At 72.1% G+C, this 24,203-nt stretch carries 19 protein-coding genes; 8 read left to right on the top strand and 11 right to left on the bottom strand.

Annotated elements, in window-relative coordinates:
- Positions 1–80: 80 nt before the first annotated feature.
- On the bottom strand, positions 81–641 hold the full coding sequence (locus J5X75_RS13110) for a PspC-like choline-binding domain-containing protein (RefSeq protein WP_208467618.1): 561 nt from the start codon (positions 639–641) through the stop codon (positions 81–83).
- Positions 642–2,843: 2,202 nt separating this feature from the next.
- Here J5X75_RS13110 and J5X75_RS13105 point away from each other — a divergent pair.
- Positions 2,844–3,494 (top strand): YdcF family protein, encoded by a 651-nt coding sequence (locus J5X75_RS13105; RefSeq protein ID WP_208467617.1) that lies wholly within the window; start codon positions 2,844–2,846, stop codon positions 3,492–3,494.
- 126 nt (positions 3,495–3,620) lie between these two features.
- Here J5X75_RS13105 and J5X75_RS13100 read toward each other — a convergent pair whose 3' ends face one another.
- The 5 genes from J5X75_RS13100 to J5X75_RS13080 form a co-directional block, all read right to left on the bottom strand.
- Positions 3,621–4,454: a hypothetical protein gene (locus J5X75_RS13100; RefSeq protein ID WP_208467616.1), complete on the bottom strand. Its 834-nt coding sequence runs from the start codon at positions 4,452–4,454 to the stop codon at positions 3,621–3,623.
- Positions 4,455–4,466: 12 nt separating this feature from the next.
- Entirely contained in the window at positions 4,467–4,787 is a 321-nt protein-coding gene (locus J5X75_RS13095; RefSeq protein ID WP_208467615.1) for a PadR family transcriptional regulator, read from the bottom strand.
- A gap of 187 nt (positions 4,788–4,974) precedes the next feature.
- Entirely contained in the window at positions 4,975–6,399 is a 1,425-nt protein-coding gene (gene glnA, locus J5X75_RS13090) for a type I glutamate--ammonia ligase (RefSeq protein WP_208467614.1), read from the bottom strand.
- Between the two features lie 307 nt (positions 6,400–6,706).
- A complete protein-coding gene (locus tag J5X75_RS13085) occupies positions 6,707–8,863 on the bottom strand; it encodes a hypothetical protein (protein ID WP_208467613.1) in 2,157 nt (718 codons plus the stop codon).
- Between the two features lie 4 nt (positions 8,864–8,867).
- On the bottom strand, positions 8,868–9,878 hold the full coding sequence (locus J5X75_RS13080; RefSeq protein WP_208467612.1) for a hypothetical protein: 1,011 nt from the start codon (positions 9,876–9,878) through the stop codon (positions 8,868–8,870).
- A 195-nt stretch (positions 9,879–10,073) separates the two neighbouring features.
- Here J5X75_RS13080 and J5X75_RS13075 point away from each other — a divergent pair, with 195 nt between their 5' ends.
- The 4 genes from J5X75_RS13075 to J5X75_RS13060 all read left to right on the top strand — a co-directional run bounded on the left by J5X75_RS13075 (position 10,074) and on the right by J5X75_RS13060 (position 15,603).
- A complete protein-coding gene (locus J5X75_RS13075; RefSeq protein WP_208467611.1) occupies positions 10,074–10,415 on the top strand; it encodes a WXG100 family type VII secretion target in 342 nt (113 codons plus the stop codon).
- Positions 10,416–10,435: 20 nt separating this feature from the next.
- Positions 10,436–10,720 carry a WXG100 family type VII secretion target gene (locus tag J5X75_RS13070; RefSeq protein ID WP_183226066.1) on the top strand — a complete coding sequence of 95 codons (285 nt, stop codon included), beginning with the start codon at positions 10,436–10,438 and terminating at the stop codon, positions 10,718–10,720.
- 293 nt (positions 10,721–11,013) lie between these two features.
- Positions 11,014–12,126, top strand: a complete 1,113-nt coding sequence (locus J5X75_RS13065) for a S8 family serine peptidase (protein ID WP_208467610.1) — start codon at positions 11,014–11,016, stop codon at positions 12,124–12,126.
- A 285-nt stretch (positions 12,127–12,411) separates the two neighbouring features.
- The gene (locus J5X75_RS13060) at positions 12,412–15,603 is read left to right on the top strand and encodes an ATP-binding protein (RefSeq protein WP_208467609.1); all 3,192 of its coding nucleotides are present in this window, start codon (positions 12,412–12,414) and stop codon (positions 15,601–15,603) included.
- Here the strand turns inward: J5X75_RS13060 and J5X75_RS13055 are convergent.
- The 4 genes from J5X75_RS13055 to mptB form a co-directional block, all read right to left on the bottom strand.
- Entirely contained in the window at positions 15,529–16,281 is a 753-nt protein-coding gene (locus tag J5X75_RS13055; protein WP_208467701.1) for an ABC transporter permease, read from the bottom strand. The two genes, J5X75_RS13060 and J5X75_RS13055, sit on opposite strands and share 75 nt — an antisense overlap.
- Positions 16,282–16,286: 5 nt before the next feature.
- A complete protein-coding gene (locus J5X75_RS13050) occupies positions 16,287–17,222 on the bottom strand; it encodes an ATP-binding cassette domain-containing protein (protein ID WP_208467608.1) in 936 nt (311 codons plus the stop codon).
- Positions 17,223–17,382: 160 nt separating this feature from the next.
- Positions 17,383–18,519 (bottom strand): glycosyltransferase 87 family protein, encoded by a 1,137-nt coding sequence (locus J5X75_RS13045; protein ID WP_208467607.1) that lies wholly within the window; start codon positions 18,517–18,519, stop codon positions 17,383–17,385.
- On the bottom strand, positions 18,446–19,843 hold the full coding sequence (gene mptB, locus J5X75_RS13040; RefSeq protein ID WP_208467606.1) for a polyprenol phosphomannose-dependent alpha 1,6 mannosyltransferase MptB: 1,398 nt from the start codon (positions 19,841–19,843) through the stop codon (positions 18,446–18,448). The genes J5X75_RS13045 and mptB overlap by 74 nt, the downstream gene beginning before the upstream one ends.
- Positions 19,844–19,900: 57 nt before the next feature.
- Here mptB and J5X75_RS13035 point away from each other — a divergent pair, with 57 nt between their 5' ends.
- Both J5X75_RS13035 and J5X75_RS13030 read left to right on the top strand, forming a co-directional pair.
- Positions 19,901–21,475 (top strand): hypothetical protein, encoded by a 1,575-nt coding sequence (locus tag J5X75_RS13035; protein WP_208467605.1) that lies wholly within the window; start codon positions 19,901–19,903, stop codon positions 21,473–21,475.
- Between the two features lie 9 nt (positions 21,476–21,484).
- The gene (locus tag J5X75_RS13030; RefSeq protein WP_208467604.1) at positions 21,485–23,521 is read left to right on the top strand and encodes a hypothetical protein; all 2,037 of its coding nucleotides are present in this window, start codon (positions 21,485–21,487) and stop codon (positions 23,519–23,521) included.
- Here J5X75_RS13030 and J5X75_RS13025 read toward each other — a convergent pair.
- Positions 23,437–23,670: a hypothetical protein gene (locus J5X75_RS13025; protein WP_208467603.1), complete on the bottom strand. Its 234-nt coding sequence runs from the start codon at positions 23,668–23,670 to the stop codon at positions 23,437–23,439. The genes J5X75_RS13030 and J5X75_RS13025 overlap by 85 nt on opposite strands.
- Before the next feature lie 67 nt (positions 23,671–23,737).
- On the opposite strand from J5X75_RS13025, the gene J5X75_RS13020 reads away from it, so the two are divergent.
- Positions 23,738–24,178, top strand: coding sequence for a MarR family winged helix-turn-helix transcriptional regulator (locus tag J5X75_RS13020; protein WP_208467602.1), 441 nt, complete (start codon positions 23,738–23,740; stop codon positions 24,176–24,178).
- The last annotated feature ends 25 nt before the right edge of the window (positions 24,179–24,203 follow it).

Raw genomic sequence — 24,203 nt, 5'->3', positions numbered from 1 at the left:
CACCAACGCCGATCACCAGGCGGCCATCGACGAGCAGCCATCAACCGTTGCCCGTGGGCCATCACTCAGCGTCCCGGCCATCACCCATCACCCGTAGGCCACCGCCCCACCCCGTCGGCCAGCGACCATCGCATCGCCCCTCGGCCATCGGCCATCGGCCGCCAGCCGTTCACCGCCAGCCACCAGCCGTCAGCGATCACCCACCAGCCCTCGGCCACCAGCCCTCGGCCACCAGCCCTCGACCACCAGCCACCGGCCACCAGCCCTCGGCCACCAGCCCTCGACCACCAGCCACCGGCCACCAGCCGCCAGCCATCACCCACCAGCCCTCGGCCACCAGCCACCGGCCACCAGCCGCCAGCCATCACCCACCAGCCCTCGGCCACCAGCCGCCAGCCATCGACCACCAGCCACCAGCCATCACCCACCAGCCCTCGGCCACCAGCCACCGGCCACCAGCCGCCAGCCATCACCCACCAGCCCTCGGCCACCAGCCGCCAGCCATCGACCACCAGCCACCAGCCGCCATCACCCACCAGCGCTCGGCCACCTGCGCTCGGCCACCAGCCACCAGCCGCCAGCCACCAGCCGTTAGCCATCGACAATCGCCTAACGGCCATCACCTGCCAGCCGTCAGCCATCGCCCATCACCCAGCAGCCGCCAACCATCGGCCACCACCTGAGGCCATCACCCACTACTCACGCATCGAGACGCCGGACAGCTCGGTCTACTGCGCCTGCCGTTGCGGGGTACCTCAGTTCGCCAAGCTCGCCTACAACGTCACCCGCACCCGAGCAGCGGTCGTCGCTGCCATCAGCAACCGGCGGCCCAAAGTCCTGGCCGCATCGTCAGGCATCGGGATCCGGGCTGATCATCCGCCGAGGATCGGCTTCCGTACCTCCGGCGCGATCGTCGCCACCGCCATACTCAGCCTCGCGCCCACCTACCCGAATGGCCCGAACCCACCCACATCAATCGCCAAAGCCGCGCCCTCCCCTTCCTCGATTCAGACATGCCCACAATCACCTTGACCCGCAAATCGGGCCAAAAGGATCTTTAAGATTGGCATGATCCACTTTCCCATCGCTCTTACAGTTTTCGGCGCGGGCGCAGGACAATTGAAGTATGCCGCAGCTCCAGTTGTTCACCCGGCGAGAGATAGCCGTAATGCGTGACCGGACCGCGCGGCGAAACTATTCCCCAACCGCTGAGCGATTCCGGACCGAGCACAAGCGTCACCGCGATTGGGGTTTGACTCAGCGTCACACTCAGCGACTCCGCCACGCCCAAGCCGCTGCAGCAGCCCGCACAGCGGAGGCGAACACGGACGAGCCGTCATCAGCGACACTCATTCCGTCCGCCGAGGCGACGACTCGGACCGACCCGGCACCGCGCAGATGCGAAGATGCGCCGACCACCGACCAACGCCCCCTCCGCGTCATCCCGGAGCCGCCCCACCGCGACCACGGGGATTCACCGGCTTCCTCCGAGCGTCAAAGCGTCACTCGACAGCACCCCTCGCCGGCCGACCCCGCAGATCAGAGCCACACGACGGCCGAGCTGGCCGGCCTGAGCCACGCCGTGACCGAGCACACCAGCCGAGATCTCATCGCAACCGAGCACACCAGCCAAGACCTCACCGCGACCAGGCACACCAGCCCAAGCCACACCGCGACCAGGCACGCCAGCCCAAGCCGCACCGCAACCAGGCACGCCAGCCCAAGCCGCACCGCAACCAGGCACACCAGGCAAAGCCGCACCGCCACCAAGCAGGCCAGCCGAGACCGCACCGCCACCAAGCAGGCCAGCCGAGACCTCACCGCAACGAGCCATACCGGCCGAAGCCACACAGCAGCTAGACACTCCAGCCGAAGCTGGACCGCGACTAAGCACACCAAGCAAAGCCGCACCGCAGCTCATCAGGCCATTCGGCATCGTCCTCCGGCGACCGAATTCATGGACGAGAGCGCTGCACGGGCCGGGCACCACTTGCCATCGGAACCGCCGCCTGCCAAGCAGCGAAGTCAACAGACGGCGCGGACTCGGCAGGAGCAGTCGGCCAGGCCGCCTACCGAGAGTAGCGACGTCAACGACCTCGGCACTCCAGCCACATCGCCACGTAAGGTAATCATCCGCCCGCGGGTCAACGTTGATAAAACAACGTCAAAATTTGCCCACAAGCGGTCCACGGGATTCCGTCCCCATCAGCACAAATATGACCGGCCGTCATCTGTATTTCAAGCGGCGATATCCGAGGCGGCTTATCCATCGCCAATCCAGTATTCGACCTGGGCCGTCAGCGACGCCGCCTTTCTCCATCCCATCGAACTGACGGCACCTACGGCGGCGATCAGCCCGCCGCTCCCGCGACCACCGACCTGCGGCAAAACGCACCGGGGCGCTTCGGTTCACGGATTCATCAACGAAGCCACACCGGCCGTCCGGAAACGAGGCCCGAGCCGTGTGACGCTGCCACGAAACCCGACGCACATGCCGATCCCACATACGGCTGACAGCATCGCACCGTGCGCTGGAAGACCAACGCCTTCCGAGCCGCAGTCTCATGTGGAAGACACCGGGCCACCGGGCCACCGGGCCACCGGGCCACCGGGCCACCGGGCCACCGGGCCACCGGGCCACCGGGCCACCGGGCCACCGGGCCACCGGGCCACCGGGCCACCGGGCCACCGGGCCACCGGGCCACCGGATTGTGTCGACGCGTCGGGGTTCGGGTCTGTGTTTGAGCGCCATCGAAGTGGCTGAGGGTGGTGACCGCGCCGTATTGGATAGGTGGGCTGGCGGGAGCGACGTCAAGCGGCACCGGCGCGGCAGACTGATCGGCGTGGAGTTCGAGGTGTTGCCGGGGACGGCCGGGCTGACGCTGGCGCGGGTGACGCACATTCTGGTTCCCGGGCACGGCCGTGACGCCGCCGGAACCGGCCTCACTCCGGGTGGGGTGGACCGCTGCCGGACGGCGGCCGACCTGCACCGGCGGCTCGGGCGTGGGCTCATCGTCTGCTCCGGGTACAAGTCGCCCGTCGACGGCAAGGGTGACCCGTGGACCGGCCCGGGCGCGGCCGGCGAAACCTTCCGCGGTGTGCCGGAGGCCGATCTGATGCGGGACCGGCTGGTGGCGGCCGGGATCGGCGACTCGTCGATCCGTGTCGAACGGCATTCCGTCGACACCGTCACCAACCTGCTGCGGGCCGAGCACGAGGGCCATTTCGGCGACGATCGCCCGGTTGCGATCGTCGCCCAGGCCGGCCATCTGCGGCGCATCCTGGCGGTGGTCGCACCCCGGACGCTGCGCCGCCCCTACCTCGGCGTCGTCGTCCCCGGCGGCGTCCCGGAGCACCCCCTGGCCAGGCCGGTGAGCCGGCTGATCTGTGCCGGCCTGCCCCGGGAGCCGGCGCTCGCGATCACCACCGCCACCCGGCGCGCCGAACGCCTGTGGGGCCTCGCCCGGCGGCTGGGCCGGCGCTCATACCACTGACATTCTCGGCGCCGGCTCGACCCGGGTGACCTCGCGGTAGAACATCAGGGCCGGCGCTCATACCACTGACATTCTCGGCGCCGGCTCGACCCGGGTGACCTCGCGGTAGAACATCAGGGCCGGCGCTCATACCACTGACATCCTCGGCGCCGGCTCGACCCGGGTGACCTCGCGGTAGAACATCAGAGCCGCCACCAGCACCAGGATCCCGGCCAGCGCGGCCACCCACGGCAACACCAGCGCGTCGGCCCCCGGATCGGCGAAGACGTCGCCGTAGCGGCAGTGCCAGCCCAGCTGGATCCCGGCCTCCAGCGTCAGCAGGAGCCGTGACCAGCGGGTCCACGGCTGCCAGCGGCCGCGCTGGAACACCAGGACCAGCAGCGCCAGATGCAGCGCGAGGATCACCACCAGCCAGGGCATCCGCAGCGGGCCGGCGAAGTCGTCGGTGTAGGTCAGTGAGCCCGGGTTCAGGTACACCATCAGCAGCGCCGCCCACGCCGTGACCTGTGCGAGCACACCGGCCCGGTTCGCCCGGCCGGTTCGCCGGACCCGGTGCGGCCGCCAGGCGAACGCCTCCGGGTCGCGCCGCAGGATCAGGCCCCGGACCGCGAACCCGATCACCAGCAGCCCGAACCAGGCGAGCGTCGCCACCGACATCCACTCCGGCGGGATCATGACCCATGCCACGACACCGCCGGCCACCGCGGCGACCAGGAAACTCCACGTGTCACTCGGCTCGACGAGGGTGAACGGGCGGTGATAGCGGGCCGCGGTCTCGGCGGGGCGGCCCAGCTCGCGCAGCATCTCCACGGCGGACTCCGGCGTACTCCCGCCGGGCCGGGACCGCAGATCCTCCCGCAGCAGCGCACGCAGCTCGAAAGCGACATCGTCCCGTTTGCGCGGCGGCAGCCGTCGCGCCACATCGTGCACGTAGCTCTCGATGACGTCGTCGGCGTCCATGCCGATCGCCTCCTAATCCAGGAGCGAATCCATCACCCGGACCTGACGCCGCCACGTCTCACTCATCGTCTCGAGAACGCGCTTGCCCTCCGGGCTGAGCCAGTAGTAGCGCCGGGGTGAGGCGCCGTCGGTGTCCCACGAGCTCTCCAGCAGCCCCTGCGCCTCCAGGCGGCGCAGCAGTGGGTAGAGCGTGCCCTCCTCGACCGGCATGCCGGCGTCGGCGAGGGCCTGGCGTAACGAGTAGCCGTACTGTCGGGTGCGCAGCCGGGTGAGGACCGCGAGCACGAGGACGCCGCGCCGCAGCTCGGCCTCCAGCTTCCCCTCGATCGTCACCCTAGTGTCACCTCATACTGTTTCATACACAGTATCTCCGCATCCGTCACCCGGCAACCGTCATCGGGTGTTCGGCACACGCGAAACGGCGGCCACCCGGCCGGGAGCCGAGCATGACCGCCGTTCCTCACGTTGTGCCCAAGATCAGATCAGCGGATGAAACCGCTGGTCACGACCTTGGAGAGGGTCACACGTTGTAGTACATCTCGAACTCGTGGGGGGTCGGGCGGAGCCGGACCGGGTCGACCTCGTTGGTGCGCTTGTAGTCGATCCAGGTGGAGATCAGGTCCTCGGTGAAGACGCCACCGGCCGTCAGGTACTCGTGGTCGTCCTCGAGCGAGTTCAGCACGGCGTCGAGGGAGCCGGGCACCTGCTTGACGTTGCCCCACTCCTCCGGCGGCAGGTCGTACAGGTCCTTGTCGATCGGGGCCGGCGGCTCGATCTTGTTCTTGATGCCGTCCAGGCCGGCCATCATCATCGCCGAGAACGCCAGGTACGGGTTCGACGACGGGTCCGGGACGCGGAACTCGACGCGCTTGGCCTTCGGGTTGCTGCCGGTCACCGGGATACGGGTGCAGGCGGAGCGGTTGCGCTGCGAGTACACCAGGTTGACCGGGGCCTCGTAGCCGGGCACGAGACGCCGGTACGAGTTGACGGTCGGGTTGGTGAACGCGAGCAGCGACGGCGAGTGGTGCAGGAGGCCGCCGATGTACCACCGGGCCATGTCGGACAGACCCGCGTAACCGGTCTCGTCGTAGAACAGCGGCTCGCCGTTCAGCCACAGGCTCTGGTGGGTGTGCATGCCGGAGCCGTTGTCACCGAAGAGCGGCTTCGGCATGAACGTGACGGTCTTGCCCTCGGCCCGCGCGGTGTTCTTGATGATGTACTTGAACAGCTGCATCTGGTCGCCGGCGTGCAGCAGGGTCGAGAACTTGTAGTTGATCTCGGCCTGGCCCGCGGTGCCGACCTCGTGGTGCGAGCGCTCGACGGTGAAACCGGAGTCGATCAGCTTGCGGACCATGATGTCGCGCAGGTCCGAGTAGTGGTCGACCGGGGAGACCGGGAAGTAGCCACCCTTGAAGGTGGTCTTGTAGCCGAGGTTGCCGCCCGGCTCCTCACGACCCGAGTTCCACGCGCCCTCGATCGAGTCGATGTAGTAGAACGACTGGTGGGCCGAGGTCTCGTGGCGGATCGAGTCGAAGATGTAGAACTCCGCCTCGGCGCCGAAGTAGGCGGTGTCGGCGATGCCGCTGGCGGCCAGGTAGGCCTCGGCCTTCTTGGCCACGTTCCGCGGGTCACGCGAGTAGGCCTCGCGGGTGAACGGGTCGTGGATGAAGAAGTTCAGCGCGAGCGTCTTCTGGATCCGGAACGGGTCCACGAAGGCGGTGGCGACGTCCGGAAGCAGCATCATGTCGGACTCGTGGATGGCCTGGAATCCGCGGATCGAGGACCCGTCGAAGGCGAGGCCGTCGGTCACCACACTGTCGTCGAACGACTCGACCGGGATGTTGAAGTGCTGCATCACACCCGGGAGGTCACAGAAACGTACGTCGACGAACTTGACGTCCTCGTCTTTGAGGTATCGCAGGAGTTCCTCGGGATTGGCGAACACACGTCCTCCTGGCACAGTATTTCCGATACCGGGCGGCACATGCCGCCACCTGGCAGGGCTGGTCGCGACGTTATGGGTACGGAGTTGCCCCGGCGTATCCCTATTGTTTCCGCCGTGTTACGTAACGCTTCGAGCAGGCATGGCGAGGCCGCGAGCCGCTCTTCGGACACTATCGCGTGCGCTCAGCCGCCGTGGCCGCATCAACAAACGGGGCCGGCCTCGGCCGCGGCTTGTTCGACGAGGAGGCCGGGGACTGCACGACCGGGCCGCCGGCTCGACTGTGGTACCCGTACCCCGGGCCTGAGGCTCACGACCGGAACGCCCGGCGGATCTCCGGTTCCGGCGGCTCCTCGCCCCGGCCGGTCACCACGTTGCCGCCCGGCGTCCGTACCCCGAAGGCCTGCTGGTCGGTGACCAGCTCGTGGTCCTCGCGGACCGGAACCGGCTCGCCGCCCCCGCGCCGCCGGCCCAGCTCGGGCGCGACCGTGCCGGGCCGGTTCGGCTCGGCCGGTGTCTCCGGCCGGGTCGCCGCGCGGCTGCGCAGACCCCACGGACCGCCGTCCGGACGGGCCCGCTCCGGCGCGTCGATCGTCCCGGAGCCACCACGCCTGCGGGCCTCCTCGGCGCCGAACAGATCGGACCAGGGCGGCAGACCGCGATCCCGGCGGGTCGGCCGGTAGGGCGGAGGAGCGGCCGGCGAGGTGGGCCGGTTCAGCACCGGCGGCGCGGCGCCGCCGGGACGCTGCGGGGCGGCCGGGCGGCGCATCTCGGCCTCGCTGCCGGGCCGGGCTCCGCGTCCCTCACCCGGATTCTTCAGTACGGGCGGAGCGGCCTGCCCCGGCGGACGGCCGAACGCGTCCACTCCGGACCCGGTGGGCCGGGCCGGTGTCCCCGGACGCCCGCGATCGCGATCCCCGGGCCGTCCCGTCTGTCCCGGCGGCGTGACCCCGGGAGGAGAGGTCCGGGCCGGCGGCGTCGCCCCGGTGGTGGTCCGGCCGGGACGCCCGGTCTGGCCGGGCGGCGTCACCCCCGGGGTGGTCCGGCCGGGACGCCCGGTCTGGCCGGGCGGCGGCGTCACCCCCGGAGTGGTCCGGCCGGGACGCCCGGTCTGGCCGGGCGGCGGCGTCACCCCCGGAGTGGTACGCCCGGGGCGCGCGGCCGGGGAGGTCGGCGGCACGGTCGCCGGAGCGGTGCGCCGGATCTCCCGCCCGCCCGGCGGCACGACGGGCGCGCTCGGAGCGCTCGGGCGCCGGATGGTCCGCCCCGGCGGCAGCCCGCCCGGCGGAACCGTCACGTTTTGCTCCGGCCGCCCCAGCCGCGGAGGCAGACCGGGCCGCACACTTGCCGGCGGGATCACCGACGGCCCGCTGCCCGGCGGCACCGTCCCCGGCTGGAGGGTGCCCGGCGGCAGCGTTCCGGGTGGCAACGTCCCCGGCGGCAGCGTTCCGGGCGCCGGCGGCGGAACACCGGGCGGCAACTGGCCGATCGGCGCCGGAAGACCGGGCGACAGGCCCGGCGGCAGACTTCCGGGAGGCGTCACACCGGGCGGCAGAGACCCCGGGGGTACGGTGCCCGGCGCCACCGGGAGCGGAAGCGCGGCTCCGGGCGGGAGCAGACCCGGCGGCAGCTGCCCGGGCGGCGTCGTGCCCGGCGGAAGCTGCGCCGCCGGCGGGTTGCCGACCGGCAGCGGCTGGAACCCGGGACCCGGCTGTCCCGGCCCCGCCCCACCCGGCAGGCCGCCCCCACCGGGCAGCCCGGCCGGCTGGCTGAGCACCGCGTTCATCGGCTGCACCGGCGGGCCGACGCCGCTGGCGAGCGTGCCGATGTAGTCGAAGAACTGGTCGCCGTAGTAGAAGGCCAGCTTCTGCGCCTCGTACCGGTACTTCTCCTGGACCCGTGACTGGTCCTCCTCGATCTCCTCCAGCCTCGCCGCGTCCCAGCCGACGCCCTCGGTGAAGAAGGCGCCGACGTGCTCCAGGAAGTCGACGTTCCGGGCCTCCCGCAGCTCGTCCTCGTAGTCCCTGACCAGCCGCTCCATCGCGTACCGGGCCTCGGTGGAGACGTTGACCAGGTGGCGCAGGGCGGTCACGTTCTGCTGGGCGGCGTCCATCCACACGTCCAGGTAGGCGAGCGTCTCCCCGGGTCCCCGTCGCAGGAACGCGTCCCGGGCGGCCGGGGACTGCCAGGCCTCGTCCCGCAGCACGTTGCTCTGGTTCAGCAGGAACGTCTTCACGTCCGCCAGGAACGACCAGGCGTTCTGCCACTGGTCGGCGAGCGCCGCCATCTGCTCCGGGTGCATGTTCCGGATCCGCTGACGGATCTCCTCGATGCCGGTGGTGTTGCCGCCGCCGGGCGCGCCGGTGAACGGCGTCTGCGAGGACGGGTAGCTGCCGTAGTGCGTCTGTCCGCTGTACGGGCTGTACCCGTAGTTGGGGTCGGCGGTCGCGCCGTAGTAGTCAGCCATCGGATCAGCCGTTCACTCGGTACTTCTCGGCGATGGACGGGGTGGGAACCTCCTGCCCCTGGGTGGCGATCCCGGTGACCACCCGGTTCGTCTCCACGATCACGCCGTCGGCGTCGCGTTCCGACGTGACGGTGACCTGCTCGCGAGTGTCCGCGTCGGTGGTCTCGACGGTCCGGTGCACGGTCTGCCCGTCGGCGTCGCGGATCTCGGTGCTGCGGCCGGTCACGTGCTCGCCGTCGTACCGTGTCCGGGTCTCCGTCGTCCCGGTCTGCCGGCCGTCGGGTCCGAAGGTCTCCTCGACGTTGATCTCGACGTCTCCGGTCACCCGGGTCGAGGTACGGGTGGTGACCGACGACACCGTCTCGCCGTCGCTGCCGAACACCGTGGTGGTGACCGTGGTGATCCCGCTGCCCGGCGCGCTGAACGTCGTCACCTCGCGGCGCTCGCCGTTCGGCCCGGCCGCCGTCTCCAGCGACTGGTACGCCGACAGCGGGGTGACCGACGTCGTCGTCCACTCGCCACTGTCCGCGGCCGGGACCGCCGGCCGCGCGGCCGCCTGCCGCTCCTGGAAGGTCACGCCGACACCCTCCGGCAGGCCCGCCGGCCGGGGCACGCTCTTGTCGCCGTACGCGAACAGCACGTCGTTGAGGGAGGCCGCGGAGAGGGCGTCGCCGCCGCGGTAGCTGTCCGCGACGGTCCGGGCCGCGTTGCCGATGTTGCCCACCGACTCGGCCAGCTTCTGCAGGTAGACGGTCAGCTCGCCGGCGTTCGCCACCAGCCGCGCCCGCACCGCGTCCGCCTCACCCAGCACGTCACCATCGAAGGCGGCGGCCGGCATCTGGCCGAGCGGCGCCAGGTACCCGGTGCGGGACATGATGTCCGTCTGCTGTTTCCCCATGAGGGTCGCGTAGTCGCGGAGGCCGTCCAGGTCGACGTCCACCGACGGGCCGCCGCCGAGCCACGGCGTGCGCGTGTTCTTCGCGGTCTGGTCCGCGTAAGGATTGTCCGCACCCATCACGCCTCCCCCAATGGATCACAATGATTCGTCGATCGCGGTGATCGGTGACGCAGAAGAGTACGCCGGGGTCCCGGAACGGGTTCGACGAGAATTCCTCGAAAAAGCTTCGAACCGGATCCGGGCGGGCGGCGTACGGACTGGCATAACCCACTCACGAGAATCGGGGAGAAGATCGTGGCAGGAACGCCGGGCATGGGTCAGGTCCATGCCACACAGGAACAGCTCAGCGCGATGGCCGGCCGGTGCTCGGACACCGGACAGAACATCTCCAGCGGGATGAACCGACTCCTCGGCCAGATCCAGGGCCTCAGCGGCGGCGCCTTCGCCGGAACCGCGAACAACGCCCTCCAGGACGTCTCGGCGCAGCTCAACGACGGTCTCACGAAGATCATGCAGGCGCTCGAGGAACTCGGCGGCAAGATGTCGGCCGCCTCCCAGACCTACGGCACCAACGACGAGGAAGCCGCCCAGGACCTGCGAGCCGCCGCTGCCGGTGGCGTCGACAGCTCCGTCATCACCGCCCTTCGTGGCTGACCCGGAACGGAGACCCGACCATGAACATCACCTACAACTTCGGGCAGATCGCCGACGTGTCGGCCGCCATCAACACCTTCCAGGGGCAGATGGACCGCGAGCTCAACGACCTCTACACCGCCTTCACCCAGCTGTTCGCCCAGGACTGGACCGGCGCCGCGGGCACCGCCTGCGACGAGGCCCGGCAGAAGTGGAACCAGGGCGCCACCGAGATCAAGTCCGCGCTGGCCGGCGTCGGTGTCCGGCTGGGCGCCTCGGCCGAGCGCATGCAGCAGGTGGACGCGCAGATCGCCGGCAGCATGTGACCGACCGGCCACCGGCCGCCGGCGCCCACCGGCGGCCGCCCTGTGCGGATCGTGGACGATCGCCCACCGAATCCGGTGGCCAGGAGTCCACGATCGCCATGGGTCCGCGACTTTCCGGCATTCAATGGAATCATTGTCGATGAGTGCGGAGGATGTGCGTCATGAGGCTCGCGGCGCTGTTCCTGTCGATCATTGTTCCGATCTTTTCCGCACCCGTTCCCGCACTCGCCGCGCCCGGCCAGAATTGCGCCGATCCCGGCCGTGATCGAATAAACGGATCATGGCCGAGGGCGATGTTGCAGGCCGATGCCGTCACCCCGCTGGAGAATGGCGCCGGAATCACCGTGGCCGTCCTCTCCACCGGCGTCGACGCCGGCCAGCCACAGTTCGGCAACCGGGTCCTGGCCGGCGCCGGCGTCATCGGGGCCGGTCGCGCGAACCAGGACTGCACCGGCACCGGGACCCAGGTCGCCGGCGTCATCAGCGGCCAGCGCGCCGGCGGCGACAACGACGTGGCCGGACTGTCCCCGGCGTCACGGATCCTGCCGGTCCGGGTGATGCTGGACGACCCGGCCGGTTCCGAGCCCACCCCGGACTCGCTGGCCCAGGGCATCACCGTCGCCGTACAGAACGGCGCCGACGTGGTGGTGGTCGCCGCGCCGGTTCACGACGACGACCGCGACCTCGAGGCCGCCGTCGCCGCCGCGGCCGCACGGAACGTCGTCGTGGTCGCCGCGGTCGGCGATCTGGGCGGACCCGACGAGCCCAACCCCCAGCCGTACCCCGCCTCCTACCCGAACGTTCTCGGGGTGGGCGCCATCGACCAGACCGGCCGGAACTGGCCGGACTCCCAGCGCGGCGACTACGTCGACCTGGTGGCCCCCGGCGTCGCGGTCCCCACCCTGCAGACCGGCCGCGGCCTGGTCGAAGTGGACGGCACCGCGGTGGCCGCCGGTTTCGTGGGCGCGGCGGCCGCCCTGACCCGGGCCCGCCATCCCGACCTGAACGCCGGCGACATCGCCCGTCACCTGGTGGCGACCGCCAGTCCCGCCCCCATCGGCCCGGCGTTCGGCGCCGGCGTGATCAACCCGTACGCGGCACTGACCGCTCAGGTGGTGGACACCGAGGCCCGCCGCCTCCCGGCGTTGCAGGCGCCCCCGCCCTCCGCCGACGCCACCGAACCCCAGCGGCGCGCCATAGCCCTGACCGGCGCCGCGATAGCCGCCGTCCTGGTTCTGGCCATCCTGCTGGCGGCCGCCGCCCTGCGCCGGAGCCGCCGCCGCCACTGGCGACCCGGTCTGCCACCCCGGCTGCACACCCCACCGGAGCCGCTCGAACCCGGCCCTCCGATCATGCTCCTGGACGAGCCCTCCCCACCCCTCGAACCGGCACCGCGCCGCCCCTAGACCGGTCCGGCGAAACGTGGGACTCGGCGTCATGGCCGGCCGCTGGTGATCCCTTCGAGCAGGCCCGCTCCGGGAGTCCCGCGACGCCGGCCGGTCCACCGAAACACCTCCAGCGGTCCACTGTGGCCGCGCCACATGACCGGCACGTCGACTGCCCGGACAACGGCCGATTCGCCCGGCTGGCTCCCAGCGCTGTCTCGGCACCGTCGAGACGGCGCTGGGAGCACGATCCTAGGTCCGACGATCCCTCCCTGGGACGGGACTGCGGGCGGCACAATCTGTCGGGTGGAGATCGGGGTGCTGGGGCCAGTCCGGGTGGAGAGCGGCGACGGGCGGCCGTTCTCGATTCCGGGTGCTCGTCTCCGTACCCTCGTGGTGCTTCTGGCTTTGGACGCGGGCCGGACCGTCTCCGCCGAACGGTTGATCGACGGGGTCTGGGGTGCGGCGCCGCCGGCCGCCACCGCGAACGCGTTGCAGGCGCTGGTGTCCCGGCTGCGCCGCGCCGTGCCGGACCTGGTGATCGAGACCGCGCCGAACGGATATCGGCTGGCCCTGGAGCCGGACCGGGTGGACGCGCACCGGTTCGCCCGGCTGGTCGCGGAGGATCCGGCGAAGGCTCTCGGGCTGTGGCGCGGCGACCCGGAGTTTCCCGAGGTGGCCGAGGCCGAGGCGATCCGGTTGCGGAGCCTGTGGCTGACCGCCCGGAAGGCGTGGCTGGCCGGCGAGATGGCCGACCGGGACGTCGTCGCCGAGCTGGCGGCGCTGGCCGCCGAGCATCCGCTGGACGAGACACTGGCCGCGCTGCTGATCCGGGCGCTGCGGCGGTCCGGGGACCGGGCGCGGGCGCTGGAGGTCTTCGCCGGGGTGCGGCAGCGGCTGGCCGACGACCTCGGCGTGGACCCGTCGGAGGAGCTGGCCGCGCTGCACCTGGACCTGCTGCGGGAGACCGGTCGCCGCGGCAATCTGCCGGCCGAGGTGAGCAGTTTCGTGGGCCGTGACGACGACGTGCGGGCGGTGCGCGGCCTGACCGGCGCGCACCGGCTGGTCACGCTGACCGGTCCGGGCGGCAGCGGGAAGACCCGGCTGGCGGTCGAGGTGGGCGCCCGGCTGCCGGGTCCGGTGTGGCTGGCCGAGCTGGCGCCGGTCCGCGATCCGGCCGAGCTGCCGCGGGCCGTGCTGACCGCCCTGGACCTGCGGAGCCCGGTGCTGATCGGCCGGGAGCAGGCGCCCCCGCTGGACCGGCTGCGGGAGGCCGTCGCCACCCGGGAGATGCTGCTGATCCTGGACAACTGCGAGCATCTGATCGCCGCCGCCGCGGAGCTCGCCGACACGCTGCTGCGGGCCGCGCCGGGGCTGCGGATCGTGGCGACCAGCCGGGAGCCGCTGGGCATCCCGGGTGAGCGGCTGTTCCCGGTGGAGCCGCTCGGTCTGCCTCCGGCGGATGCCGGGCCGGAGGCGGCGGGCCGGGCCCCGGCGGTCCGGTTGCTGCTCGACCGGGCGCCCGCTCTCACGCTGACGCCTGACGACACTCCCGCGGTGGTCCGCGTGTGCCGTGCCCTGGACGGGATTCCGCTGGCCATCGAACTGGCGGCGGCCCGGTCCCGGACCCTGCCCGTCGACGTGCTCGCCGACCGTCTGACCGACCGGTTCCGGCTGCTGACCGGCGGCAGCCGGACCGCCCTGCCCCGGCATCGCACACTGCGCGCGGTGGTGGACTGGAGCTGGGACCCGCTGTCCGAGGAGGAGCGGCGGACGTGGCGGCGGCTGGCGCTGCTGCCGGGCGGCGCCGACGTGACCGCGGTGGAGCGGGTGTGCGGCCCCGACCTGGATCCGCTGGCCGCCCTGGTCGACAAGTCGTTGCTGGTCCTGGGCACGGACGGCCGTTACCGGATGCTGGAGACGATCCGCGAGTACGGCCTGGAGCGCCTCGACGAGTCCGGCGACGGGGAGGACGCGCGCCGGGCGATCGCCGCTCACCTGCTGGCGCTGGCCCGGGAGGCGGAGCCACGGCTGCGCCGGGCCGACCAGCTGACCTGGATGCGCCGGCTCACCGAGGAACGCGACAACCTGCACGCCTCGGTGCGGGCGGCGATCACGGCGGCGGACCGGGCCACGGCCGTGTCGCTCTGCGCGGCGCTCGGCTTCTACTGGTGGCTGGGCGGAAACCGGATGGAGGGCGCGACCCTGTGCGCCGGGGCGCTGGCCCTGCCCGGCACGGCGGACCGTGCCGAACTGGCCCTGGTCCACGCGTTCTCCGCCCTCAACGGCATCGAGGGCGCGATGGAGTTCACCGAGGTGAGGGCCGCGTTCCGGAACGCGGAGGAGGCGGCCGCCGGCGTCGAGGGCACGCATCCGCTGTTGCGCCTGATCCGGCCGTTGGTGACGCTCTCGTCGGCGGAGCGGGGCGGCGACTCGTTCGGTGGGGCGCGGGCGCTGCTGGACGATCCGGATCCGTGGCTGCGGGCGGTGGCGGTCATGTTCATCGCCCAGATCCGGCTGAACTTCGGTGAGGAGCCGGCTACCGCCGAGGCCGAACTGCGGCAGGCCCTCGCCGGGTTCCGGGCGATCGGCGAGCGCTGGGGCACCGGGTTCACGCTGACCGCGATGGCCGACCTGGCGGCCGCCCGCGGCGACCGGGAGCAGGCGATCGCGTGCCAGCGGGAGGCGCTGGCGCTGATCGAGGAGGTCGGTCTGCGGGAGGAGTTGCCGCAGTTCCGGGTGAAGCTGGCGCATCAGCTGTGGCTGGCCGGGGATCTGGACGGGGCCCGGGAGACGCTGGACCGGGCCGAGGAGCACGCCCGGGAGGACGGCGGGGCGGCGGTGACCGCGGCCGTGAACCACGGGCGCGCCACGATCGCGCTCGCCGAGGGCCGGATCGGCGAGGCCCGCGAGCTGGCCGCGACGACCCTGCGGGTGATCGGGCGGTCGACCGTGGCGCCGCAGTTCCAGGCGCTGGCGCACACCACCGCGGCGCTGGCCGAAGGCGCCGGGGGCGATCTGGACCGGGCGGCCGCGCTGCACGGGGAGGCGCTACGGATCAGCACGGCGGTCATGGACGGTCCGGTCGTCGCGGCGGCGCTGGCCGGCGCCGCCGACCATGCGGCACGGTCCGGCGATCCGGCGCGCGCCGCGACGCTGCTCGGCGCCGCCGACGCGGTCCGCGGCTCTCGCGACCGCTCCGATCCGCACGCCGGCCGGGTGGAACGCGAGGCCCGCGCCGCGCTGGGCGACGCGGGCTTCGAGCAGGCCTACGAGCGGGGAGACGGCGTCACCATGCGGACCGCCCTGGAGACTTTCACCGTCCTTTCTGGTAGGCGTGACCTCGTCCCGTCCGGGCTCGCGCCGCACCGGCGGGACGGCCCGAAGGAAGGGGACGACGTCACGCGTACCGGGAAAGGGGTTTCAGACGCGGCGGCGGAAGGCCCGGACGGAGAGCGGGGCGAAGATCAGCAGGAGTCCCGCGGCCCAGGCCAGTGACCAGGTGACCGGCTCGGCGACCGGGCCGCCGCTGAGCAGCCCGCGGACCGCGTCGGCGAGGACCGTGGTCGGGTTGATCTCGGCGAACGCCTCCAGCCAGCCGGGCATGGTGGACGGGTCGACGAAGGCGCCGCTGGCCATGGTGATCGGGAAGAACAGCACGAACCCGAAGATCTGCACCTTCTCCGGGGCGGAGGCCAGCATCGCGACCAGCACCGACACCCAGGACAGTGACATCGCGAAGACGAGCAGCAGCCCGAACGCGGCGAGCACCGCCGCCGGTCCGGTCTCGATCCGGAAGCCGAGGACCATGCCGATCCCGAGCAGCAGGGCGATCGCCCAGGCCTGCTTGATCACGTCGGCGCTGATCCGCCCGGCGAGCGGGGCGAACCGGCTGATCGGCAGGGACCGGAGCCGGTCGAAGACACCCTTGCTGATGTCGGTGTTCAGGCCGATGCCGGTGTTCATGGTCGCGAAGATCAGGTTCTGGACGATGATCCCGGGCAGGGCGAAGATCAGGTATTCGGCCGGGCTGCCCGCCATCGCGCCGCCGAAGACGTAGGTGAACAGCAGCAGGAACATGATCGGCTGGACGCTGAAGTCGATCAGCTCGAACGGGTTGTGCTTGATCTGGACCAGGGTGCGCCAGGCCAGGGTCGCGGTGTTGCGCAGCGGCATGGTGGTCACGGCCGGCCTCCGGTCAGGCTCAGGAAGACCTCGTCCAGGCTGGGTCCGCGCAGCGCCAGCTCGTCGACGGTGAGACCGTGCTCGTCGAGGTCGCGGACCAGTTTCGCGAGGGCGCCGGGGTCGCTGACCGGGGCGGTGACGATCTCGCCGGTCACCACGGCCGGCCCGGCGGCGACCCGGCCCACCGCGTCCCGGACCCGGGTGAGCTGGTCGGCGAAGGCCGGGCGGACGGTGACGGTCTGCGCGGCGGTCCGGGCTTTCAGCGAGGCGGGCGTGCCGGTGGCGATGACCCGGCCGTGGTCGATCACCACGATCTCGTCGGCCAACTGGTCGGCTTCGTCCAGGTACTGGGTGGTGAGCAGCACGGTCACACCCTCGCGGACCAGGCCGCGGACGATGTCCCAGACCTCGTTGCGGCTGCGCGGGTCCAGGCCGGTGGTGGGTTCGTCCAGGTAGAGGACGCGGGGGTGGCCGACGAGGCTGGCGGCCAGGTCGAGGCGGCGGCGCATGCCCCCGGAGTACTTTCCGGCGGCCCGGCCGGCGGCGTCCGACAGGTCGAAACGCTCCAGCAGGGTACGGGCCCGGTCGCGGGCGGCCGGGCGGGAGAGGCCGAGCAGCCGGCCGATCATGAGCAGGTTCTCGGCGCCGGTCAGGGACTCGTCGACCGAGGCGTACTGGCCGGTGAGGCCGATCAGCCTGCGGACCTCGCCCGGCCGCCGCACCACGTCGTGGCCGCCGACGGTCGCGTGGCCGGCGTCCGGCGGGAGCAGGGTGGCCAGCACCCGTACGGCGGTGGTCTTGCCGGCGCCGTTGGGACCGAGCAGGCCGAGCACCGTCCCGGCCCGGACGGTCAGGTCGACGCCGTCCAGGGCGGTGGTGTCGCCGTAGCGTTTCACCAGGCCCTCGGCGACGATCGCGTTCGTGTCATCCATGTGGACACGGTGCCCGGCGGCGCTGACACGGCGCTGATCTGCGGGTCGGCGCCGTGTCAGCGGCTATCAGAGCAGCCGAGGCCGATCTCGCGGACGGTCTTCCGGGTCGCGGTGTCGATCACGACGAGCTTGCCGGACGGGTCGGGGACCTGCGCTCCGACTACGCGATGATCTTGTCCGGTTCGTGGAGGCCGGACGAACGGCGCGTGCCGACCGGTGTCCAGATGAGCAGAGCCAGGCTGAACCAGACATAGAGGTTGGCGCCGAGGAGCTCCAGCGGTGGTCGCGGCCGCCTCTCCCACAGCCACGTCACGTGCGACGTCATCAGAAGGTACGCCGACCAGCCCAGATAGGGACGACCGTGGAGAATGCACAGGACCAGCGCCGGAATCAGCCACACGCAGTGGTGGATCCAGGTGACCGGGCTGATCAGGCAGCCGAGGATGCCGGTCAGCGCCAGGCCGCCGACCACGTCGTCGCGGCTCCTCGCCACCCGCCAGGCCCACACCGCGCACGTGGCGAGCACGCAGACCAGCCACACCCGTGACTCGACGAGCTCGATCGGCAGCCGGGCCAGCAGACCGCGCTCCGACTGGTTGGACAGGTAGTAGAGCAGGCCGACCCGGTTGGTGTCCCACAGCGCCGACGTCCAGAACTCCCGGGACTCGTCCGGGAAGATCGCCCCGGCCAGCAGGGTGGCCCCGGCCGCCGCGCCGATCGCCGTGCCGAGGGCCCGCCAGCGCCGGGTGACCAGCAGGTAGAGGATGAAGACGCCGGGAGTCAGCTTGATCGCGGTGGCCAGGCCGATGCCGACACCGGCCCACTTCCGGCCACGGGCCAGCCCGAACAGCATGTCGCCGGCGACCAGCGCCAGCAGCAGCACGTTGACCTGACCGAAGGTGATCGTCTCGCGGACCGGCTCGAACGACAGCGCCAGGCAGACCGCCACGGACAGGGCGAACCACCGCGTCCAGCCCCGGCGCTCGATCTCCGGGCCGACCAGCCAGTGCACCAGCAGCGCCGTGGTGGCCACCGTCATGATCGTCGCGACGGTCATCACACCGAGCAGCGGCAGCAGCGCCATCGGGTACATGACCAGCCCGGCGAACGGCGGATAGGTGAACCCGTACGGGGTGCCCGGCCGCAGGAAGTCGTAGACCATGCCGCCGTCGCGGAACCAGTAGACGATCGCCCCGTAGTAGACCCGGGAGTCGAAGTACGTGTTACGGAACCCCGCGATGACGATCAGTGCCACCGTGATCAGCGCCAGGACGGCGACTATCGCTTTTCGCTTCATGCACTACTTTCCACGCTAGAAAACCGGCGAGCAGGGTCATCACGATCGCGCCCTGCGCCTTGGTGGCGAGGGCGAGGTTGTAGCCGTCCGGCAGGCACAGGGCGGCGGCCACCGCGGGCGGGACCACCAGCCACCGGGTGTCGCGCCGGACCGTGGCGGCCAGGACGGCCAGCGGCCACAGCGCGTACCAGGGATGGAACACCGGCGCGAGCAGCACGGTCGCGGCCAGCGCCAGGCCGGTGTAGCGCAGCGGGTCGCCGGTCCGGGCGCTTCTCCGGGCACGCAGCCACAGCAGCAGGAGTACCCCGGCCAGCGCGATCATCCCCAGGATCCGGGTGACAGCCACCGCGCCGGGCACGCCGAACAGCTCCAGTGTCATGCCGATCGCGGTCGGCGGAGCGGTCCACTGCACCGACACCCCACTGCCCGCCAGGCCGGACAGCCAGCCCAGGCCCAGCCCGGAACCGAACGAGACGGCCGCCAGCGCGCCCGCCGCTCCCCCGGCGACCATCGCCTTCCGCGACAGCCCCGGGAACAGCAGCACCACGAACGGCAGCACCACGACCGCGGTCGCCTTCACCCCGACGGCCAGCCCCAGCAGAACCCCGGCGAGCAGCGGACGGCGGGCGACGGCCGCGGTCAGCCCGCCGACCATCAGCGCGAGCATCACCGCCTCGTTGTGGGCGCCGGAGACCAGATGGATCGGTACGAGAGGGCACGCCAGCACCAGCCACACGGCACGCTCCGGCGGCACCCCGGCCCGGTGCGCGATCCTCGGGAGACACCAGCCGAGTGCCACGACGCCGAGCACGGCGATCAGGCGGAGCAGGGCGACGGTCCCGGTGAGCGAGCCGCCCAGCTTCGCGGCGATCGCCGCCAGGACGAGGAACACCGGGCCGTACGGGGCCGGGGAGGTGCGCCAGGTCGGCGCCACGGCGTCGGCCCAGGGACAACCCAGAAGATCGACACCGCCGGCGTACGGGTCGAGCCCGGCCGCCTGCTGCCAACCCTGACAGGCGTACGAGTAGACGTCGTAGCTGCCCAGCGGCAGGAACGGCAGCAGTGGCAGAGCCCACAACCCGGCGGTGACGTAGGCCCACCGCGGATGCGGAACCGACCGGCGCCCGGCCCACCACGCGCCGATCAGCAGCACCGTGCCGAGCAGCCAGCAGAGCGGCAGCAGCACGCCGTCGCGCCCGGCCAGGATGGTGCGCGGCGTCACCGTGGGTTCCCACGGGCTGCTCGCGCCGCCCAGCCAGGCCGCACCCGCCAGGAACAGACTCCCTGCCAGGCCCAGGTAACGGACGAGACGGGGACGGGGCATGACAGGGACCCTACCGTGACAGGCTGCTACCAAGACGGTGGCGGTAGGGTCGGCGGGATGTGGGTCCGGCACCGGGTGGAGTGGATCACCGCGCTGGTCGCGGTGCTCCTCGGCGCCGGCTACCTGCTGCTGCCCCCGATGGGCTCGGACCTGGCCGCCCAGGTCGCCCGGGCCGGCTTCTTCACCGAACACGGCCTCACCCCGGTCGACCTGCGCTGGTACGCCGGGGTCGAACAGTTCGGCTACAGCCTCGTGTCACAGCCGGTGATGGCCGTGCTCGGCGTGCGGGTGACCGGCGTGCTCACCCTGATCGCCGGGCCGGTGCTGATGGCGGTGCTGTTCCGGCGGACCGGTGCGGCCCGGCCCCTGCTGGGTGCCCTCCTCGGGGTGGCCGGATTCGCCGGGAACCTGGTCAGCGGCCGGGTGACGTACGGCCTCGGGGTCTGCTTCGGCCTCGCGGCGGTGGTCCTGCTCACCGTCCCCCGACGGCGCCGCCTCGCCGTGGTCCCCGCCTTCCTGGCCGGCGCGACCAGCCCGGTCGCCGGCCTGTTCACCGGCCTGGCCGGCGTCGCCCTGATGCTGAGCGCCCTCCCCGCCGGCGGCCGCCGGCTCCGGGACGGGCTCCTGCTCGCCGTACCGGCCGCCGTGCCGCTCGCGGTGACGGCACTGCTCTTCGGGGACGGCGGGTGGATGAACATCAGCCGCGCCGACACCCTGCACGCGGTGGTGACCGGGCTGGTGGTGGCGCTGCTCGTGCCTCTGCGGCCGGTCCGGATCGGGGCGCTGCTGTCGTCGGCCGGGGTGCTGGCCGCCGCGCTGATCCACACCCCGGTCGGATTGAACGCCACCCGCCTCGCGACCATGTTCGCCCTTCCGGTGCTGGCCGCCTACGCGGTGCTGCCACGGCGCGCGCTCACGCGTACATCCGCGGGGTGGGAAAGAGCGGGATTGATCGCGTTGATCGTCGCGGTGGCGTGGTGGCAGCCGATGGTCGTGCCGGGTGACGTGCGCGACATCGGGAACCCGTCGGCGGACGAGGCCTACTTCCGGCCGCTGCGGGACCGGCTGGCGGCCGAGACGCTGACCGGGCGGGTGGAGATCCCGACCACCCGGTCCTACTGGGAGGCCGCCTCGATGGGCGGGATCCCGCTGGCCCGGGGCTGGCTGCGGCAGGCCGACATCGACCGGAACCCGCTGTTCTTCACCACCGTCCCGGGGGCCGCCGGGACAGGCGTGGAGTTGACCCCCGACTCCTACCGGGCCTGGCTGGACGAGGAGGCGGTCCAGTTCGTGGCCGTCCCCGACGTGGAGCTGGCGTGGCCCGGCCGACAGGAGGCGGAGATGGTCACCGCCGGCCTGCCGTACCTGTCGCTGATCTGGAGCGACGCCCACTGGCGGCTCTACAAGGTGGCCGATCCGCGCCCGATCGTGGCCGCCCCGGCGACACTGGTCCGGCAGGACGGCGCGACGATCGTCTTCGACGCCCCCGCAGCCGGCGAGGTGCCGGTCCGGGTGCGACATCACCGCCGCCTGACCGCCTCCGGCGGCGCCACGGTCACCGCCGACGGCGAGTGGACCCGGGTGCGGGTGCCCGCGGCCGGCCGGTACACGCTGACCAGCCGCCTGATCTAGGCTGCGTCGATGTTCGCCGGGCTGGACGACGTCGACTGGGGTTCGCTGGAACACGCCTACGGTTCGGCCGAGGACGTGCCGGACTGGATCCGCGGCCTGGTCGACCCGGATCCGGCGACCCGCGAGGAGTCTCTGGACGCCATGTACGGCTGCGTCCACCACCAGGGCGACGTCTACGACTCGACGGTGGCGGCGGTGCCGTACCTGATCGAGGCGGTGACCACTCCGGGCCGGCCCGGCCGGGACGGGATCACCGCGTTGCTGGCGAGCATCGCCGACCTCCGTGAATGGCCGGACGAGGAGGAGCTCGACGGGGACGGCGCCGAGATGCTGCGGCAGGCGACACGGGCACACGAGCTGGTGGTGGCGGCGGCGCCGGACCTGATCGGCCTGCTCGCCGAGCCGGATCCGGAGATGCGCGGCGCCATGCCGAAACTGCTGATCGCTCTCGGCCCGGCCGTCGCGAACGTCGCCGCGCTGCTCACCGGCCTCCTGGGCACGGAGGAGGACGCCGGGGCACGCCGGGCCCTGTTCGCCGCGCTGGGCCAGGTGGATCTCGACGACGCCGCGATCGCTCGCCTCCTCGACATCGCCGCCAACGGCCCCGCCTCCACCTCGGTGGCCGCGCTGGCGGCCGTGGCGCACACCGATCCGTACCGGGTCCCGCTCGACGGCGTGACCAGCCTGTTCGAGAGGGCCTACGCCGAACCGGGCGTCCCGGCCGAGCCGGCCGGCTTCACGACGAACACCATGATCGGATCGATCCGGACGATGTGGGAGCAGAGCGCCGAGGGGCGGCGGGCGCCGCACTGCGCCCGCGTCATCGAGGACCTCACCGACCCGCTCGGCCCGCGCGTGGCGGACCGGATCGCGATCATCACCCCGCTGCTGGCCTCGAAACACGACGACCTCGCCGAGGACGCGCTGTTCGCCGCGAACAAGCTGATCGAAAGGTGGCGCGGCGACTTCCGGGAGGCGGTGGCCGGCATCGCGGCGCTGCTGGACCGGTCACCGAGGACGGCCGAGACCGCGGCGGGCATGCTCCGGTATTGGGGCCACGTCGCCGCCCCGGCCGTGGAGACGATGGCCCGGCGGCTGGCCGCGATCGACGCGCTGCCCTGGCGGGACGGTCTTCCGGAGTGGACGGTCCGCTATTCCCGTGACCTGCCGGGCCTGCACCCCTACCTGGAGCTGCTCGGCGATCTCGGCGACGAGCGGGCCCTGCCGCTGCTGCTCACCGCCCTGCGGTTGCCGCAACGGCCGAGCTCCGCCGGACATCTGCTCGCCCGGTACCCCGGATCGGCCGACCGCATCGTCCCCGAGATCCTTTCGGTGTTCCCGGTCCTGGCGCCCGGCGAGCGCGTCCCGTCGGAGTGGTACGGCCTCCAGACCGCGCTGCGCGCCGTCGGACCGGCCGCCGCCCCGGCCGTGCCCCGGCTACTGGCCTCCCCGCTGGACGACTGGTCGGCCGGAACGCTGGGCCGGATCGGTCCGGCAGCCGCGGCGGCGCTGCCCGCCCTGCGCGAGGCCGCGTCCGGCGACGATCCGGGGCTCGCGGTGGCCGCGGCCGGGGCGCTGTGGCGGATCGAGCGGGCCCCGGACGCCCTGTCCCTGCTGACCGCCCGGCTGGACGGTCCAGCCTCCGGCGCGGCGCTCGGCGAGATCGGCGCGATGGGGCCGGCGGCTGCCGCGGCCGCCCCGCTTGTCGAGACCTACCTGGACGGCCCGGCCGGCGAGCACTGGCCGCCGGTCCGGGCCGCCCTGGCGCTGTGGCGGATCACCGGCGAGGCCGGGCCGGTGACCCCGGTCCTGACCGCCGCGTGGCAGGGCAACGCCCACACCCGGCCCGACATCGTCGAGGCGGCGGACGGCCCGCTGGCGGCCGCCCTGGATCCGCTCTTCGAGGCGGAGCTGGCGGCCTCCCGGCGGCACAACGTCCGGGACAACGGGTGGTCGTCGGATCAGGTACGTGCCGATGAACGGCTGCTGGAGTTGTGCCGGGCCTCGCGTTCGGCGCGTTTGCGCTCGCGCTGTTCGCGGGTGTAGCGCTTGCGGTTCTCCAGGTCGCGTTTCCACTGCTCACGTGCGGGCTCGTCGCACCCCTGGACGGCGCCCTTGGTCTGGGCCGGGCCGATGAAGGACCGGAAGAACCAGTCGTCGAAGGTGCGGTGATACCACTCCGACAAACGGGACACGACGCGCCTCCTGAAACAGTTTGCAGGCCAATCATTGGTACACCAATGATTGCTAGAGTAGCCGGTGATGAGCGAACCCGTGGAAGACCCGTTGGCGCTGGAGCAGCAGGTCTGCTTCGCGCTGTCGGTGGCCGCCCGCAGCGTCGTGGCGATCTACCGCCCGCTGCTGGAGCCGATGGGCCTGACCCATCCTCAGTACCTGGTGATGCTCGCCCTCTGGCAGCACGCCCCGCTCTCCGTCCGCCGTCTCTCCGAGCTGCTGCAACTCGACCCGGGCACGCTGTCCCCGCTGCTCAAACGGCTGGAGGCGATCGGCTACCTGCGCCGGGAACGGGACCGGGCCGACGAGCGCAGCCTGGCGATCACGCTGACCGGGCGGGGCCGGGAGCTGCGGGCCGAGGCGGAGCGGATCCCGCCCGCGGTGGTCGAACGGCTCGGCATGCCGATCGAGGACCTTCGCCAGGTGCACGCCGCACTGACAAGAGTGATAACGGCCGCGACCGGCTGACACCCGCACGCGTGACATCCGCGGC

It is taken from the genome of Actinoplanes flavus (assembly GCF_017592555.1).
GTDB classification, from domain to species: domain Bacteria; phylum Actinomycetota; class Actinomycetes; order Mycobacteriales; family Micromonosporaceae; genus Actinoplanes; species Actinoplanes flavus.
The sequence above is the reverse complement of the archived record's forward strand: the minus strand, read 5'-3'. Positions and strand labels throughout refer to the sequence as shown.

Excerpts from the sequence above, each read along its gene's own strand:
- J5X75_RS13055 (WP_208467701.1), bottom strand. The coding sequence starts at position 16,281 with ATGCCGCTGCGCAACACCGCGACCCTGGCCTGGCGCACCCTGGTCCAG.
- J5X75_RS13030 (WP_208467604.1), top strand. The coding sequence starts at position 21,485 with ATGTTCGCCGGGCTGGACGACGTCGACTGGGGTTCGCTGGAACACGCC.
- J5X75_RS13050 (WP_208467608.1), bottom strand. The coding sequence starts at position 17,222 with ATGGATGACACGAACGCGATCGTCGCCGAGGGCCTGGTGAAACGCTAC.
- J5X75_RS13075 (WP_208467611.1), top strand. The coding sequence starts at position 10,074 with ATGGGTCAGGTCCATGCCACACAGGAACAGCTCAGCGCGATGGCCGGC.
- J5X75_RS13100 (WP_208467616.1), bottom strand. The coding sequence starts at position 4,454 with ATGGACGCCGACGACGTCATCGAGAGCTACGTGCACGATGTGGCGCGA.
- J5X75_RS13085 (WP_208467613.1), bottom strand. The coding sequence starts at position 8,863 with ATGGCTGACTACTACGGCGCGACCGCCGACCCCAACTACGGGTACAGC.
- mptB (WP_208467606.1), bottom strand. The coding sequence starts at position 19,843 with ATGCCCCGTCCCCGTCTCGTCCGTTACCTGGGCCTGGCAGGGAGTCTG.
- J5X75_RS13065 (WP_208467610.1), top strand. The coding sequence starts at position 11,014 with ATGTTGCAGGCCGATGCCGTCACCCCGCTGGAGAATGGCGCCGGAATC.
- J5X75_RS13110 (WP_208467618.1), bottom strand. The coding sequence starts at position 641 with ATGGCTGACGGCTGGCAGGTGATGGCCGTTAGGCGATTGTCGATGGCT.
- J5X75_RS13070 (WP_183226066.1), top strand. The coding sequence starts at position 10,436 with ATGAACATCACCTACAACTTCGGGCAGATCGCCGACGTGTCGGCCGCC.
- J5X75_RS13035 (WP_208467605.1), top strand. The coding sequence starts at position 19,901 with ATGTGGGTCCGGCACCGGGTGGAGTGGATCACCGCGCTGGTCGCGGTG.
- J5X75_RS13045 (WP_208467607.1), bottom strand. The coding sequence starts at position 18,519 with ATGAAGCGAAAAGCGATAGTCGCCGTCCTGGCGCTGATCACGGTGGCA.
- J5X75_RS13080 (WP_208467612.1), bottom strand. The coding sequence starts at position 9,878 with ATGGGTGCGGACAATCCTTACGCGGACCAGACCGCGAAGAACACGCGC.
- J5X75_RS13020 (WP_208467602.1), top strand. The coding sequence starts at position 23,738 with ATGAGCGAACCCGTGGAAGACCCGTTGGCGCTGGAGCAGCAGGTCTGC.